Annotated in this window: 12 protein-coding genes; 3 read left to right on the forward strand and 9 right to left on the reverse strand. The window is 72.5% G+C overall.

What is annotated here, in order from left to right:
• Positions 1-110: 110 nt before the first annotated feature.
• Genes gatB through gatC form a run of 5 tightly spaced genes read right to left on the reverse strand, consistent with a single transcriptional unit; the run spans position 111 to position 5,110 of the window.
• Positions 111-1,619 (reverse strand): Asp-tRNA(Asn)/Glu-tRNA(Gln) amidotransferase subunit GatB, encoded by a 1,509-nt coding sequence (gatB, locus tag ACFOWE_RS20895; RefSeq protein WP_377290315.1) that lies wholly within the window; start codon positions 1,617-1,619, stop codon positions 111-113.
• Positions 1,616-2,179: a hypothetical protein gene (locus ACFOWE_RS20900; protein ID WP_377290317.1), complete on the reverse strand. Its 564-nt coding sequence runs from the start codon at positions 2,177-2,179 to the stop codon at positions 1,616-1,618. The genes gatB and ACFOWE_RS20900 overlap by 4 nt, the downstream gene beginning before the upstream one ends.
• Positions 2,176-3,264, reverse strand: a complete 1,089-nt coding sequence (locus ACFOWE_RS20905) for an AAA family ATPase (protein ID WP_377290319.1) — start codon at positions 3,262-3,264, stop codon at positions 2,176-2,178. Before ACFOWE_RS20905 ends, ACFOWE_RS20900 begins: the two co-directional genes overlap by 4 nt.
• Positions 3,265-3,311: 47 nt before the next feature.
• Positions 3,312-4,811, reverse strand: a complete 1,500-nt coding sequence (gene gatA / locus ACFOWE_RS20910; RefSeq protein WP_377290321.1) for an Asp-tRNA(Asn)/Glu-tRNA(Gln) amidotransferase subunit GatA — start codon at positions 4,809-4,811, stop codon at positions 3,312-3,314.
• Complete coding sequence (gatC, locus tag ACFOWE_RS20915) at positions 4,811-5,110, reverse strand: Asp-tRNA(Asn)/Glu-tRNA(Gln) amidotransferase subunit GatC (RefSeq protein ID WP_377290323.1); 300 nt, start codon at positions 5,108-5,110, stop codon at positions 4,811-4,813. Before gatC ends, gatA begins: the two co-directional genes overlap by 1 nt.
• Positions 5,111-5,396: 286 nt before the next feature.
• Here gatC and ACFOWE_RS20920 point away from each other — a divergent pair, with 286 nt between their 5' ends.
• Positions 5,397-6,812 carry an ATP-binding protein gene (locus ACFOWE_RS20920; RefSeq protein ID WP_377290325.1) on the forward strand — a complete coding sequence of 472 codons (1,416 nt, stop codon included), beginning with the start codon at positions 5,397-5,399 and terminating at the stop codon, positions 6,810-6,812.
• Positions 6,813-6,993: 181 nt separating this feature from the next.
• Here the strand turns inward: ACFOWE_RS20920 and ACFOWE_RS20925 are convergent, their stop codons facing one another.
• The 4 genes from ACFOWE_RS20925 to ACFOWE_RS20940 form a co-directional block, all read right to left on the reverse strand.
• Positions 6,994-9,087, reverse strand: a complete 2,094-nt coding sequence (locus ACFOWE_RS20925; RefSeq protein WP_377290327.1) for a putative bifunctional diguanylate cyclase/phosphodiesterase — start codon at positions 9,085-9,087, stop codon at positions 6,994-6,996.
• A gap of 143 nt (positions 9,088-9,230) precedes the next feature.
• Complete coding sequence (gene ligA, locus ACFOWE_RS20930) at positions 9,231-11,411, reverse strand: NAD-dependent DNA ligase LigA (RefSeq protein WP_377290329.1); 2,181 nt, start codon at positions 11,409-11,411, stop codon at positions 9,231-9,233.
• Positions 11,412-11,476: 65 nt separating this feature from the next.
• The gene (locus tag ACFOWE_RS20935) at positions 11,477-11,899 is read right to left on the reverse strand and encodes a hypothetical protein (RefSeq protein WP_377290331.1); all 423 of its coding nucleotides are present in this window, start codon (positions 11,897-11,899) and stop codon (positions 11,477-11,479) included.
• A gap of 144 nt (positions 11,900-12,043) precedes the next feature.
• Complete coding sequence (locus tag ACFOWE_RS20940) at positions 12,044-13,057, reverse strand: methionine synthase (RefSeq protein WP_377290333.1); 1,014 nt, start codon at positions 13,055-13,057, stop codon at positions 12,044-12,046.
• Between the two features lie 193 nt (positions 13,058-13,250).
• Between ACFOWE_RS20940 and ACFOWE_RS20945 the strand changes: the two genes are divergently transcribed.
• Positions 13,251-13,892: an MBL fold metallo-hydrolase gene (locus tag ACFOWE_RS20945; protein WP_377290335.1), complete on the forward strand. Its 642-nt coding sequence runs from the start codon at positions 13,251-13,253 to the stop codon at positions 13,890-13,892.
• A gap of 187 nt (positions 13,893-14,079) precedes the next feature.
• Positions 14,080-14,709, forward strand: coding sequence for a flavin reductase family protein (locus ACFOWE_RS20950; protein ID WP_377290337.1), 630 nt, complete (start codon positions 14,080-14,082; stop codon positions 14,707-14,709).
• Positions 14,710-14,727 lie beyond the last annotated feature (18 nt).

The raw sequence follows: 14,727 nt of genomic DNA on the forward strand, positions 1-14,727 counted from the left end.
GCTCGACGGACACGCCCGCCCCGGAACGGTGACCGCTCCGGCGGCGGTCATCCCCACGCGATGTCATTCCGGGCGGTGTCATCCTCAGGTGGCGTCATCCCGGGTGGCGGTCACTCCGAGACGCCGAGCCGCTCCAGGATCAGCTCGCGGGCCCGGCCGGCGTCGGCCTTGCCCCGGCTGGCCTTCATGACCCCGCCGACCAGCGCGCCGACAGCGGCGATCTTGCCGCTGCGGACCTTCTCGGCGGCGTCGGCGTTGTCCGCCAGCACCTGGTCGATGATGGCCAGCAGCTCACCCTCGTCGTTGACGATCTGCAGGCCGCGGGCCGAGACCACCTCATCCGGCGTGCCCTCGCCGTTCAGCACGCCCTCCAGCACCTGACGGGCCAGCTTGTCGTTGAGCGCGCCCCCGGCGACCATCGCGCAGACCCGCGCGATCTCGTCCGGCGTGATCTTCAGGGCGCTGAGCGGCACCCCGGCCTCGTTGGCGCGGCGGGCCAGCTCGCCCATCCACCACTTGCGGGCGTCCGCGGGCGGCGCCCCGGCGGCCACCGTCGCCTCGACCAGGTCGATGGCGTCGGCGTTGTGCATGGCCTCCATGTCGAGGTCGGAGACGCCCCACTCCTGCTGGAGCCGCTTGCGCTTCAGCCGCGGCAGCTCGGGCAGGGCGGTCTTGAGCGAGGCCACCCAGGCGAAGTCCGGCGCGATCGGAACCAGGTCGGGCTCGGGGAAGTAGCGGTAGTCCTGCGCCTCCTCCTTGGACCGTCCCGGGCTGGTGGTGCCGGTGTCCTCGTGGAAGTGGCGGGTCTCCTGGACGATGCGGCCGCCTCCGGCCAAGATGCCGGCCTGGCGCTCGATCTCGCTGCGGACCGCGCGCTCGACGCTGCGCAGCGAGTTGACGTTCTTGGTCTCGGTCCGGGTGCCCCACTCCGACGAGCCGCGCGGCATCAGGGAGACGTTGACGTCGCAACGCAGCGAGCCCTCCTCCATCCGCACGTCGGAGACGCCGAGGGCGCGCATGACCTCGCGCAGCTCGGTGACGTAGGCGCGGGCGACCTCGGGGGCGAGCCGGTCGGTGCCGGGGATCGGCTTGGTGACGATCTCCACCAGCGGGATGCCGGCCCGGTTGTAGTCGACGATCGAGTAGTCGGCGCCGTGGATGCGGCCGGTCGCGCCGCCCATGTGGGTGGACTTGCCGGTGTCCTCCTCCAGGTGCACGCGCTCGATCTCGATGCGCACGGTCTCGCCGTCCACCTCGACGTCGAGGTAGCCGTCGAAGCAGAGCGGCTCGTCGTACTGGCTGATCTGGTAGTTCTTCGGCATGTCCGGATAGAAGTAGTTCTTCCGGGCGAAGCGGCACCACTCGGCGATGGAGCAGTTCAGCGCCAGGCCGATCCGGATCGTCGACTCGATCGCCTGGGCGTTGGCCACCGGCAGCGAGCCGGGCAGCGCCAGGCAGACCGGGCAGACCTGGGTGTTCGGCGGCGCGCCGAACGCGGTCGGGCAGCCGCAGAACATCTTCGACGCCGTGCCGAGCTCGACGTGCGTCTCCAGGCCCAGGACCGGCTCGAAGCGCTCCAGCGCCTCGTCGTACGGCATGAGCGTCTCGGTGGTAGTCACAGGTAGGCAAGTCCCTTCAGTGCGTTCCTCGTCTCGGCGACCCAGTCCGCGTAGCCGGGGACCCGGGCCAGGACGGCGAGGTCGATGTTCCGTCCGATGTACTCGAAGTAGTCGCCGACCGGCCTGCCCCGCCGGGGCGCGACCGCGGCCAGCGCCTGGCGGGGGTAGGCGATCCTCTCGACGTCACCGGGCACGGCGGGCAGCGCGGACAGGTCGCCGCCCCTCAGACCGGCCCAGACGGCGGGGTCGGCCAGCGGCCAGGCCTCGGTGTCCCCCAGGCCGATCACCGGCACCAGGTAGTGCGAGTGGTAGCGGACGCCGTCCGCCCTCCCCCGCGCCCGGCCGTCCCGGGCGAAGATCAAGTGGCAGTCGCCCGCGAGCCGTTCCAGCGCGGCGACCCGCTGCTCGCGGTCGCACGTGATGACCCGCGTGGCCTCGACGTCCACTGTATGCGGAGAGTCCCGCACCAGCTCACGGAGCTGCCGGGAGATGACCGCGCTCAGGAAGTCCTCGTCGGCCTCCCCTTCTGCGACCAGGCCCGGGACCAGGGGGCGGGTCATGCCGCCGCGTCCAGGTACTCGCGGACCTGCCGGGGCGAGACGAACGTGCCGGGCTCCCCGTCGGCCAGGACCGGCTTGGCCACGGTCACCCGGGAGACCCGGTCGCGCTCCGGATCGACGCGCACCACCGCGTCCAGGAACGCCAGCGACTCCGGCGCCGTCCGGGACAGCTCGGCGACCACCACCGGCGAGTGGCTGGTCACGATCACCTGCCGGTACGGCTCGGCGCCGCCGGGCTCGCGGACCAGCCGCCGGACCCGCCGGAGCAGCTCCCGCAGGCGGCCGGGGTGCACCCCGGTCTCGATCTCCTCCACCATGAGGGTGACCGGGTGGTCCGGGTCGTGCAGGGCCGTCAGCAGGCCGAGGATCCGCAACGTCCCGTCCGACAGCAGCGCGGCCGGGACCGCTCCCTGCCCGTCCAGGACCAGGTCGAAGCACCACTCCCCGCGCTCCAGCCGGGGCGCCAGGCCGGCCGCCCCGGGCACCAGCGCGGCGAGGTCGGCCACCAGGTCGGCCAGGGCCGCCGTCCCCGCCATCCGGCCGAGCACCGCGGCGAGGTTCGCCCCGTCGGGGGCGAGCGGCCCGCGGTCGCCCGGGGAGCGCCGGGCCCGCATGGCCTGCGGCGCGGGGGCGTAGCGCCGCCACCCGGCGACCGTGCGGCGGGACGTGGCGATCGGGTCCGGGTCCACCACCATGAGCTCCAGCAGCTCCGCCGGGAGCCGCCGGGCCACGTGGCCGACGTCCACCCCGGTGGACCTGGGGATCCGCAGCACCATCTCCGCGCCCGTGGCCAGCCGTACCGGCAGCACGGCCCCGGCCTCCGGTGAGACCAGGGACTCCACCTCCACCGTGAACGCCGCCACCGGGGCGCCCTGGGCGACCCGGTGGAACTGCTCGCCCGGCACGCCCCGGCGCACGCCGAGGAGCCCGCCGGCGCCGCTGACCTCGTCCACGACGAAGCTCAGCGCGTCGAACAGGTTCGACTTGCCGCCGTCGTTGGGCCCGACCAGCGCGAGGAACGGCGGCACGTCGATCTCGAAGTCCAGGAACGACTTGAACCCGTCGATCTCGATACGAGTGATCACGCCCCCGATTCCTCCTCCAGCGCCCTGTCCGTGCCCAGAGTCCGCGCCTAGAGCGCCGGCGCCTTGGACAGCAGGCCGCCGCCCCAGCGGTCGGTCAGGGCCCGCTCCACGGCTGCGCCGACCCGGTAGCAGCGGTCGTCGCCGAGGACCGGGGCCATGATCTGCAGGCCGACCGGGAGGCCGTCCTCGTCCGCCAGGCCGCACGGCACCGAGATGGCGGCGTTGCCGGCCAGGTTCGTCGGGATCGTGCACAGGTCGGCGAGGTACATCGCCATGGGGTCGTCGGCGCGCTCGCCGATCGGGAACGCGGTGGTCGGCGTGGTCGGCGAGACGAGCACGTCGACCTGGTGGAAGGCCGCCTCGAAGTCGCGGGCGATCAGCGTGCGGACCTTCTGCGCCTGGCCGTAGTAGGCGTCGTAGTAGCCGCTGGACAGCGCGTAGGTGCCCAGGATGATGCGGCGCTTGACCTCGGGGCCGAAGCCCTGGGCCCGGGTGAGCGCCATGACCTCCTCGGCCGAGCGGGTGCCGTCGTCGCCGACGCGCAGGCCGTACCGCATGGCGTCGAAGCGGGCCAGGTTGGACGAGCACTCCGACGGGGCGATGAGGTAGTAGGCGGGCAGCGCGGTGGTGAACGACGGGCAGGAGACCTCGACGATCTTGGCGCCGAGGGACTCCAGCAGCTCCACGGTCTCGCGGAAGCGGGCGAGCACGCCCGGCTGGTAGCCCTCGGCGTTCTCGCCGCCGAACTCCTTGACCACGCCGATCCGCAGGCCCGCCACGTCGCCCTCGCGGGCGGCCTCGACGACCCTCGGCACCGCGGCGTCGATGGAGGTGGAGTCCATGGGGTCGTGGCCGGAGAAGGCCTCGTGCAGCAGCGCCGCGTCCAGCACGGTCCGGGCGAACGGGCCCGGGGTGTCCAGGGAGCTGGCGAAGGCGATCAGGCCGTAGCGGGAGGAGCCGCCGTAGGTCGGCTTCATGCCGACGATGCCGGTGACCGCGGCGGGCTGCCGGATGGAGCCGCCGGTGTCGGTGCCGGTGGACAGCGGCGCCTCGTAGGCGGCGACCGCCGCGGAGGAGCCGCCGGAGGAGCCGCCCGGGATGCGGGACAGGTCCCACGGGTTGCGGGTGACGCCGTAGGCGGAGTTCTCGGTGGAGGAGCCCATCGCGAACTCGTCGAGGTTGGTCTTGCCGAGGATCACCAGCCCGGCCTCGCGGAGCCGGCGGGTCACGGTCGCGTCGTACGGCGGGCGCCAGCCCTCGAGGATCTTCGAGCCGGCCGTGGTCGGCATGTCGACGGTGGTGAAGACGTCCTTGTGCGCGATCGGCACGCCGGCGAGCGGGCCGAGCTTCTCCCCGGCGGCCAGGCGTCCGTCGACCTCGCGCGCCTGGGCGAGGGTCGTCTCGGCGTCGACGTGCAGGAAGGCGTTGACCTGCGGCTCGACGGCGGCGATCCGGTCGAGGTGGGCCTGGGCGACCTCGACGGCCGAGGTCTCGCCGCTCGCGATCAGCGCGCCGAGCTCGGCGGCGGTCTTGTGGATCAGGCTCATTACTCTTCCTCCCCGAGGATGCGCGGGACGCGGAAGCGGTTCTCCTCGACGGCCGGGGCGCCGGACAGCGCCTTCTCGGGCGTCAGGCCCGGCCGTACCTCGTCGGGACGGAAGACGTTGGTGAGCGGGAGCGCGTGCGAGGACGGCGGGATGTCGTCGGCCGCCACCTCGGCGACGCGGGCGACCGCACCGATGATCACATCGAGCTGGGCGGCGAAGTGGTCGAGCTCCTCGTCGGAGAGCGCCAGCCTGGACAGCCGGGCGAGGTGAGCGACCTCGTCGCGGGTTATGGCGGACATGAGTCGTCGAACCCGTTTCGTGGAATGGCAATCGGACACTGTCATCCTAGAGTGCGTGACCGTGCGTGCCCGACTCCTCGGGTTCCGTACGGCCCGGCCCGGTCGCGCGGTGCCTCCCGACCCCGCCATCTCGCCATCGGCAGGGCACACGCCCTGCCGGGTGGAGCACATGACACGGAGCAGGGAGGACGCTCCATCAAGATGCCTGTCCACTATCGCCAGCGATAGTATCCGTGGCGATACTATCGCTGGCGATAGTATCGAGGGGAGAAGCATCGGAGGCAGCATGGGCGAGTTCGTCGGCCGGGAGCATGAACTGGCCTCCCTCACCTCGCTGTTCGACCGCGTGCGAGCGGAGATCGGCACAGCGCGCCCCGGCCGGTGCGTGCTGATGCGGGGACGGCGACGCATCGGGAAGTCGGCCCTGGCCGAGGAGTTCATCAGCCGGAGCGGGGCGCCGTCGTTGTTCTACACGTCGGCCCGGGCCGATGCCCGGGCCGAACTGGAGCAGTTCACGACCGATGTCTCCACCTCCGGACTGCCGGGAAAGGACCTGTTCGCGGAGGCGGCGCCAGGTACGTGGAACGGCGCCCTCCAGGTCCTGGCGGACGCCCTCCCCGACGACCGGCCCTCGATCGTCGTGATCGATGAGGTGCCCTATCTCATGGAGCGGGTCGACGCCTTCGAAGGCCTGCTGCAACGCGCCTGGGACCGGTATCTCAGCAGGAAACCCGTCCTGCTCCTCCTCATCGGGTCCGATCTGTCGATGATGGAGGCCCTCAACAACTACGAACGGCCTTTCCACCAGCGCGGGACCGAGATGGTCGTCGGACCGCTCAATCCCCGCGAGATCCAGCGCATGCTCCGTCTCTCCTCCGCCGACGCGTTCGACGCCGCGCTCGTCACCGGCGGTCTGCCCCTGATCTGCGGCGAGTGGCCGCGCGGGGCCTCCCTGCGGGAGTACCTGCACAGTGCTCTGACGAACCCGGTCTCCGCCCTCCTGGTCTCCGCCGAGCGCTCACTCGCGGCGGAGTTCCCCGCGGAGGCCCAGGCCCGCCAGGTACTGCAGGCGATCGGCAGCGGCGAACGCACATTCACCAACATCGCCCGGAGCGCGGGAGGCATCTCGCACAGCACACTCTCCCGCGCGGCCGAACTGCTGATCACCAAGGGGCTGGTGGCCGGCGAGCTCCCGATCTCCCTTCGCCCCTCCAAGGAGCGCCGCTACCGGATCACGGACCCTTACCTGCGGTTCTGGCTCTCCTTCATCTCCCCCCACATGGCGGAGATAGAGCGTCGGCGAGGCGACCTCACCCTGCGGCGCGTCGTCTCGCGCTGGAGCGCCTGGCGAGGACGCGCCATCGAACCGCTGGCACGCGAGGCGCTGGCCCGGCTGCTCCCTGACGGGGGACTTCCCGACGCCCCGGCCATCGGCTCCTACTGGACGCGCAGCAATGACGTGGAGATCGACATCGTCGGGGCCGATCGCGGTCCCATAGCGCGGGAGCTGCGCTTCCTCGGCTCCATCAAGTGGCTGGAGAACTCCGCCTTCGACGATCGCGACCTCGCCGCACTGGCAGGGCATCGCGCCACCCTCACCGAAGAACCGATTCCGCTGGTCGCCGTCTCCCGCAACGGGGTCTCCTGCTCGGGACTGACCGCCTCGTACGGCCCCGATGACCTGATGAACGCCTGGAACTGAGCACTCCGGTACCCTTACCCGGCGGATCTCCGGCCGGGCATGGCCCGCTCGCCCCTGGAGAAGACCCGGTCCCGGTTTCTCGACCTCCGGCGATCCCGGGAACAGGACCTCGTCCGCACCGGAGGACCACACCGCGGCCGGGGAGCCGGGCCGAGGAACCGCCACCGGGGCCCCGGGCGCGTCAGGCCGTCTGGGGGTCGAGGAGACCGGCGGTGCCGCGCACCGGGAAGACGGGTTTCCCCTGGTCCGTCCCCTGGTCCCGGCGCTCGCGCAGCCAGGCCGTGGCCTCGGCGGCGGGCATCGGGTGGGCGAACCACCAGCCCTGGCCGAGATCGCAGCCCATCGCGGCCAGGCGCTCGGCCGTCTCCCCCGACTCGACGCCCTCGGCGACCGAGCGCAGGCCCAGGGAGCGGACCAGGTCGACGATGGAGCGGACGATCCGCGCGTCGTCCTGCGAGTCGCAGATCCGGCGCACGAACGAGGAGTCGATCTTCACCTCGGCGACCGGGAGCCGCTGCAGGCGGACCAGGGAGGAGTAGCCGGTGCCGAAGTCGTCCAGTGCGAGCGGCACGCCCAGTCTCGTCAGAGCCCGTACGGCGTCGGCGGTGTAGGCCTGGTCGGTCATCAGGATGCGTTCGGTGACCTCCAGCTGGATCGCCTTGGGCGGCAGCCGGTACTTCGCCAGGCCGGCCTCCAGCCGCTCGGGCAGCGCGGCGTCGAGCAGGTCGCGCGCCGAGACGTTGACGGAGATCTGCTCGTGCACGCCCGAGTGCCACCAGCGGGCGGCCTGCTCCAGCGCGGCGTCGATGACGTACTCGGTGAGCTGGCGCATCAGATAGGACTGCTCGGCCAGCGGGATGAACTCCTCCGGATGGATCGTCCCCCGCACCGGGTGGCGCCAGCGCAGCAGCGCCTCCACCCCCCGCACCTCCCCGACGGCCAGGTCGATCTTCGGCTGGTAGTGGAGGACGAGCTCGGAGCCGTCGATCGCCCGGCGCAGGTCGCCGAGGAGGCTGAGCCGCTCGGGACTGTTGCGGTCCTTGTCTGCGACGTAGACCTCGACCCCCGTCCGCCCCTCCTTCGCCAGGTACATCGCCACGTCGGAGCGCTGCATCAGCAGCTCGAAGTCCGGCGCGTGGTCGGGATGGAGCGCGATGCCGACCGAGGCGTCGAGGTCGAAGGTCATGCCCTCCAGCCGGACCGGCTCGGTGAGGGCCACCCGCAGGCGCGCGGCCACCTCGCGGGCCGCCGCCGCGTCCCGCACCGAGGGGAGCAGCACCGCGAACTCGTCGCCGCCGAGCCGGGCGACCACGTCGCCGGGGCGCACGCTGTGGGTCAGCCGGTGCGCCACCGTCTGCAGCAGCCGGTCCCCGACCGGGTGCCCGAGCGTGTCGTTGACCTCCTTGAAGCGGTCGAGGTCCAGCAGGAGCAGGCCGACCCGCTCCCCCTGCCGGGCCTCGGCAAGCGCTTCCTCGGTGCGCAGCACGAGGAGCTTGCGGTTGGGCAGCCCGGTCAGCCCGTCGTGCATCGCCTGGTGGTCGCGGCGGAGCGAGAGCGTGGCGGTGAAGTAGACCGCCGCCAGTGGCGCGATGAACAGCGGCACCAGCGCGGGGGAATGGTCCATGACCACCGCGACCAGCGGCGCCAGACCGAGCAGCGCGGCGTAGACCAGGCTCTGGTGGCCGATCGTGGTCCTGATCACCCGGTGGACCGACCGGCGCTCGTGCAGCGCGACCGCGCCGCACACCAGCAGCGCCCGGACCGTGAAGTAGGCCAGCGCGGCCATCCCGATCGCGAGCAGGTCCTCGCCCTCGGGCACCCAGGCGGTCTCCGACGCCGGGCGGTGGCCGAACACCACCAGCACCACCCCGGCCGCCGTGGCGGCCAGTGTCACCTGGGCGAGGTTGAACAGCGTCCGGTGCCACGCCTTGCGGGTGACCGCCCCGTTGACCAGGATGCCGACCGTCTGCATCAGCACGGCGACCGGCAGCCCGCAGTGGAGCAGCACGGCGAAGGTGAACATCGTCGACGGGTAGGTCCCGCCGGCCGCCACCGACGACGAGAGCATCACCGGGCGCAGGTCTCCCAGCACGACCAGGACCAGGAGCGTCCAGAACAGCGGGGAGCCCGCGAGGTCCGCCAGTGCCGCGGGGCTCACCCGCCACAGCACCGCGAGCAGGGCGATGATCCCGGCGGCGGTGACCGCCGTCAGGTAGGTCCAGAGGGGGGATCCCCTCCGAGGCCCGGTGTCGCGCGTATCCGTTGGGTCGGCCATGAGTAATAAAACCCCCATTAGTTCACTATGGGAGAGTACGGCCTCCGAGCCACTTCGCGAAACCGATTGCGTACCGTGTGTGACGAAACCCGGAAAACGCCTACACAGCGGTGCGCACCCTTACGCTCAGTGACCCGCTCCGATCATTCCTCCGGCCGGACCGCCACGGCGGCGGCCGCCTCGGGCCCCTCCTCCAGCAGGACCGCCAGGCCGCGCCCGTCGAGGATCGGCACCTTCAGCTTGACCGCCTTGTCGTATTTGGACCCGGCGTTCTCACCGGCCACCAGGAAGGAGGTCTTCTTCGACACCGAGCCGGAGACCTTGCCGCCCCGGGCGGCCAGCGCCGCCCCCACCTCGTCGCGGGTGTAGTCCGCCAGCGTGCCGGTGACCACGAAGGTCAGCCCGGTCAGGGTCTGCGGCGGCAGGTCGGCCGGCGGCTCGTCCTCCATCCGGACCCCGGCGGCCCTCCACCGGTCGACGATCCGGCGGTGCCAGTCGACCCGGAACCAGTCGTGGATCGCCGCCGCCACCCTCGGACCGACGCCCTCGACCGCGGCGAGCTCCTCCTCGGTGGCCTCCGCGATGGCGTCGAGCGAACGGAACTCCGCGGCGACGGCCTGGGCGGTGGGCGGGCCGACGTGCCGGATGGAGAGCGCGACCAGCACCCGCCAGAGCGGCTGGGTCTTGGCCTTCTCCAGCTCCTGGAGCATCTTCTCGGCGTTCTTGCTGGGCGTGCCGTCCTTGTTGGCGAAGAAGGTCACGACCCTGGGCCCGCCGGTCTCCGGGTCGGTCTTCGGCAGCCCGGTGTCGGGGTCGCGGACGACCGACTCGATCGGCAGCAGCTGCTCGATGGTCAGGTCGAACAGGTCGGCCTCAGTGCGGATCGGCGGATCGTGCGGCGGGAGCGGCTGGGTCAGCGCGGTGGCCGCGACGTAGCCCAAGCCCTCGATGTCTAGCGCCTTGCGGCTCGCGGCGAAGAAGATGCGCTCCCGGAGCTGCGCCGGGCAGGCCCGGGTGTTGGGGCAGCGCAGGTCGGCGTCGCCCTCCTTCTCGTAGGCCAGCTCGGTGCCGCACTCCGGGCAGTGCGTGGGCATCGTGAACGCGCGCTCGGTGCCGTCGCGCAGCTCCACGACCGGCTTGACGATCTCCGGGATCACGTCGCCCGCCTTGCGCAGCACCACGGTGTCACCGATCAGCACGCCCTTGCGCGCGACCTCCGAACCGTTGTGGAGCGTGGCCCGCTCGACCGTGGAACCCGCCACCACGACCGGCTCCATGACGCCGAACGGCGTGACCCGGCCCGTCCGCCCGACTCCCACCTGGATGTCGAGGAGCTCGGTGTTGACCTCCTCCGGCGGGTACTTGTAGGCGATCGCCCAGCGCGGCGCCCGGCTGGTGGAGCCCAGGTCGCGCTGCAGGTCGATGCGGTCGACCTTCACCACGACGCCGTCGATCTCGTAAGCCGGGTCGTGGCGGTGCTCGCGGTAGTGCTCGACGTAGCCGTTGATGCCGTCGAGGTCGTCGACGACCCTGCACAGATCGCTCACCGGCAGGCCGAACTCCCGAAGCCGCTCGTAGACCGCCGACTGGGTGGGCGGCCTCGTGCTCCCCTGCCAGACGCCGGTCCCGTGGACGAGCATCCGCAGCGGGCGCTGGGCGGTGACCCGCGGGTCCTTCTGCCGGAGCGAGCCCGCCGCCGAGTTGCGCGGGTTGGCGAACGGGGGCCTGCCCGCCGCGACGAGCTGCTCGTTGAGCTTGGCGAACTCCTCGACCGGGATGTAGATCTCACCCCGGACCTCCACCAGGTCGGGCACGTCGTCACCGGTCAGCCGGTGCGGGACGTCGGCGATCGTGCGCACGTTGGCCGTCACGTCGTCGCCCACCCGGCCGTCGCCGCGGACGACGCCCCTGACCAGGCGGCCCTTCTCGTAGACCAGCGAGATCGCCAGACCGTCGATCTTCAGCTCGCACAGGTAGGGGCCGGGGTCCTGCTCGGCCAGCCGCTCGACCCGCGACACCCAGGTGGCCAGGTCGTCGGCGCTGAACGCGTTGCCCAGGCTCTCCATCGGGCTCAGGTGCCCGACCGGCGTGAAGTCGCCGGAGACCGGGGCCCCGACCTTCTGCGTCGGCGAGTCGGGGGTGCGCAGGCTCGGATGCTCCTCCTCCAGCGCGTGCAGCTCCCGCATCCACGCGTCGTACTGCGCGTCGCTGACGGTCGGCGCGTCGAGCACGTAGTAGCGCCAGTTGGCCTCCTCGACCAGCTCGCTCAGCTCCGCGTGCCGCTCCAGCGCCGCCGCCGGAACGCCCTCGACCTCAACGCCCATCGCCTGCTCTCCCCTCGTCGGACCGGCAGGGAGAATCTATCGCCGGGCACCGACAGGGCTGGAGATCAGCCGCCCTGGCGGTAGATGGTCTTCCAGGAGCTGCACCGGTCGGTCGGCTTCTTGGAGGTGCCGCGGCAGACCTTCGCCTCGACCGTCAGGGGGTAGGAGATGTTCTTGCGGAACGTCCCCGTGCCGGGGGTGCAGTTGTAGTAGGCCGCCGAGCCCCGCCTGCCGTCGCTCCCCTTCTGCCAGCGCAGCAGGATCCACGAGCACCCCCTCCCCCGGGTGTCGTCGAGGCTGCCCCGGATCTGGAAGGCGCTCTGGGTGACGACGATCTTCCCCCTGGCGGTGGCGTGGCCGTCGGTGGAGTGGATCGGCCCCCACTTCCAGCCGGAGGTCGCCGTGGCGGCCGAGGCCGCCGTGGACCCGCCCAGGACGAGAGCCGCGGCAGCGGTCAGACCGACCAGGACACGGGTACCGGTACGCATGAGAACTCCAGACATGTAGCCGCCTCTGTTACATGTCAAGAAATACGGCCATGCGCTTGCGGCCCGCTTGAAGGCCCGTTTCATCCCGCTGGACGCGTCCCGGGCGGGCCCCCGCCGTACCCGCCTCCGGGGAGGGACCGGCGGTCAGTCGCCGGGGTCCTCCCGGAGCACGCGGGCCGCCTCACGGCACCTGGCCAGCGCGGCCCTGGCGTAGCCGGGCGAGGCCCCGGCCAGGCCGCAGGAGGGGGTGAGCACGACCTGCCGGGCCAGGGCCGCGGGCGCGAAGCCCATCCGGCGCCAGAGCTCCACGGCGGGCCGGGCGACCACGCCGACGTCCGCCGGCGGAGCGTCCCGGCCGGGCACGACCCCGAGGAAGAATGCCGTCCCCGCCTCGACGGCCTCGCCGATCCCGTCCTCGTCGCGGCGGCGCAGCAGGGCGGCGTCCAGCGAGACCCCTCTCGCCCCCGCCCCGCGCAGGACCCCGAAGGGCACCTCGGGAGCGCAGCAGTGCACGATCGGGAAGGACCCCTCCGGCAGGGCCGCCAGCACCGACCGGAGCCGCTCGGTCGCGACCGGGGCCTCGACCGCGCGCAGCCGGCCGAACCCCGACGCCGTCGGCACGGTGCCCGCCAGCACACCGGGCAGGCCCGGCTCGTCGAGCTGGACCACGAGCTCGGTGATGCCCGGCACCCGCCTGCGCACCTGGGCCACGTGCGCGGCGAGCCCCTCGGCGAAGGACTCCGCCAGGTCGCGCACCGCCCCGGCGTCGGCGAGCGTCCGGTCACCGTGCCGCAACTCGACGGCCCCGGCCAGAGTCCACGGCCCGCACACCTGGATCTTGAAGGGCCCCTCGTACCCCTGGGCCGCCTCCTCCAGTCCGTCGAGGTCGCGCCGCAGGTGGTCACGGGCGCGCTTGGCGTCCCGGCCGGGCCGGTCGGTGAACCGCCAGCCCGACGGCTGCACCTCCACGGGCAGCTCCACCAGGAGCGCGGCCGCCCGTCCGATCATGTCGGCGCCGACGCCCCGGGCCGGCAGCTCGGGCAGGTACGGCAGGCCGGGAAGCTCCCCGAGGACGAGCCTGAGCGCCTCGGCGTGGTCCTCCCCCGGATGCGACCCGATGCCGGTCGCGGTCGCCTCATCCCACGGAAACGTCTCCACGGTGGCCAGCTTAGGCCCGTGCGCCGATCACGGCCGCGGCCGGGCGGGGAGCACGCGGGGCGCGGGGCGCCCGCAGCGCCCCCGGACACCGCGAACACCGCGAACACCGCGGACGGCGCGGACGGCGCGGACGGCGCGGAGACGACCGGAGCGCCCTCCGGGCCCGCGGGAGGCACGCCGATAGAATACGATCATGAAGCTCACCAAGTTCGGCCACGCGTGCGTCCGCCTCGAGAAGAACGGCTCCGCCCTGGTGATCGACCCCGGCTCCTTCAGCGAGGAGTCCGCGCTCGAGGGCGCCCGGGCCGTGCTCATCACCCACGAGCACTTCGACCACGTCGAGCCCGACCGGCTCCGCCGGGCCGCCGAGGCCGACCCGTCACTGGAGATCTGGACCTGCGAGGCCGTCGCCGCCACGCTCGCCGGCGTCCCGGCGAAGATCCAGACGGTGCGCGACGGCGACACCTTCGAGACGGCGGGGTTCCGGGTCGGGGCCGTCGGCGAGTGGCACGCCCCCAACCACCCGGACCAGCCGGTCGTGCAGAACGTCGGCTTCATGGTGGACGAGGAGGTCTTCTACCCGGGCGACGCGTTCACCCCGCCCGGCACCGAGGTCCCCACGCTGCTGGTGCCGGCCAACGCGCCGTGGATGAAGCTGCCGGAGATGGTGGCCTACCTGCGCGAGGTCCGCCCCGCCCGGGCCTTCTCCACCCACGACGGCCTGCTCAACGAGATCGGGCTCGGCCTGGTCGACCGGTGGCTGCAGATCGAGTCGGACGCCCAGCGGGCCGAGATGCGCCGCCTCGCGCCCGGCGAGTCCGTCGACCTGCCCTGAGACTCGGGGGGATCGGCCCGGAGCGGGATCCGACGGGGACGGCCGCGGCGCGGGGTCGGCCGCCGGCGAGGGCCGCCCCGGGCGGACCGAGGTGCCGATTCGGGCATGTCGCGTCTGCTCACCGGCCCATCTTCGCAACGGGAGACTTCGGGTTCCGCCGAAACGTCCCGCTCCTACGGTGACGGCCATGACCACGCACACGGACGACGGCCACCTGGTGATCTCCCCGAACATCCTGTACTTCGGGACACCGGTGGTCCTGCTGACCACTGAGAACGGCGACGCAGGCATCAATCTCGCGCCCATCTCCTCGGCGTGGGCGCTGGGCCAGGTGGTGGTCATGGGGTTGGCGCGCTCCAGCCAGACCGCGCACAACCTCATGGAGCGCCCCGACCTGGTGATCAATCTTCCCGCGCCGGAGCAGTGGACGGCCGTCGAGCGCTTGGCGCCTCTCACCGGCCGCCACCCGGTGCCGGCCGAGAAACAGGGCCTCTACCGGTACGAGAACGACAAGTTCGAAGCGGCCGGGCTGCGCCCCGAGCCCTCCGGCCTCGTCCGGCCGCCGCGCGTCGCCGGCTGCCCCCTCCAGCTGGAGGCGCGTGCCGAGGGCATCCGGCCCGACGGGACAGGGGGCTTCCTCATCGTCGAGTCGCGGGTGCTGCGCGTGCACGCCGCACCCCACATCGTCGTCCCGGGAACGGACCACGTCGACCCCGCCGCCTGGAGCCCTCTGATCTACAACTTCCGGCACTACCACGGCCTCGGCCCCGAACTCGGGCGCAGCTTCCGCTCCGAGACCACCCGCCGGGCCTCCTGATCCGCCGACGACTCCCGG

This window comes from Planomonospora corallina, from assembly GCF_042650625.1.
Classification (GTDB): Bacteria; Actinomycetota; Actinomycetes; order Streptosporangiales; family Streptosporangiaceae; genus Planomonospora_B; species Planomonospora_B corallina.

What these genes read in the sequence shown, in the direction of transcription:
- ACFOWE_RS20900 (WP_377290317.1), bottom strand. Translation starts at nt 2,179, where the DNA reads ATGACCCGCCCCCTGGTCCCGGGCCTGGTCGCAGAAGGGGAGGCCGAC.
- gatA (WP_377290321.1), bottom strand. Translation starts at nt 4,811, where the DNA reads ATGAGCCTGATCCACAAGACCGCCGCCGAGCTCGGCGCGCTGATCGCG.
- gatC (WP_377290323.1), bottom strand. Translation starts at nt 5,110, where the DNA reads ATGTCCGCCATAACCCGCGACGAGGTCGCTCACCTCGCCCGGCTGTCC.
- ACFOWE_RS20920 (WP_377290325.1), top strand. Translation starts at nt 5,397, where the DNA reads ATGGGCGAGTTCGTCGGCCGGGAGCATGAACTGGCCTCCCTCACCTCG.
- ACFOWE_RS20925 (WP_377290327.1), bottom strand. Translation starts at nt 9,087, where the DNA reads ATGGCCGACCCAACGGATACGCGCGACACCGGGCCTCGGAGGGGATCC.
- ligA (WP_377290329.1), bottom strand. Translation starts at nt 11,411, where the DNA reads ATGGGCGTTGAGGTCGAGGGCGTTCCGGCGGCGGCGCTGGAGCGGCAC.
- ACFOWE_RS20935 (WP_377290331.1), bottom strand. Translation starts at nt 11,899, where the DNA reads ATGCGTACCGGTACCCGTGTCCTGGTCGGTCTGACCGCTGCCGCGGCT.
- ACFOWE_RS20945 (WP_377290335.1), top strand. Translation starts at nt 13,251, where the DNA reads ATGAAGCTCACCAAGTTCGGCCACGCGTGCGTCCGCCTCGAGAAGAAC.
- ACFOWE_RS20950 (WP_377290337.1), top strand. Translation starts at nt 14,080, where the DNA reads ATGACCACGCACACGGACGACGGCCACCTGGTGATCTCCCCGAACATC.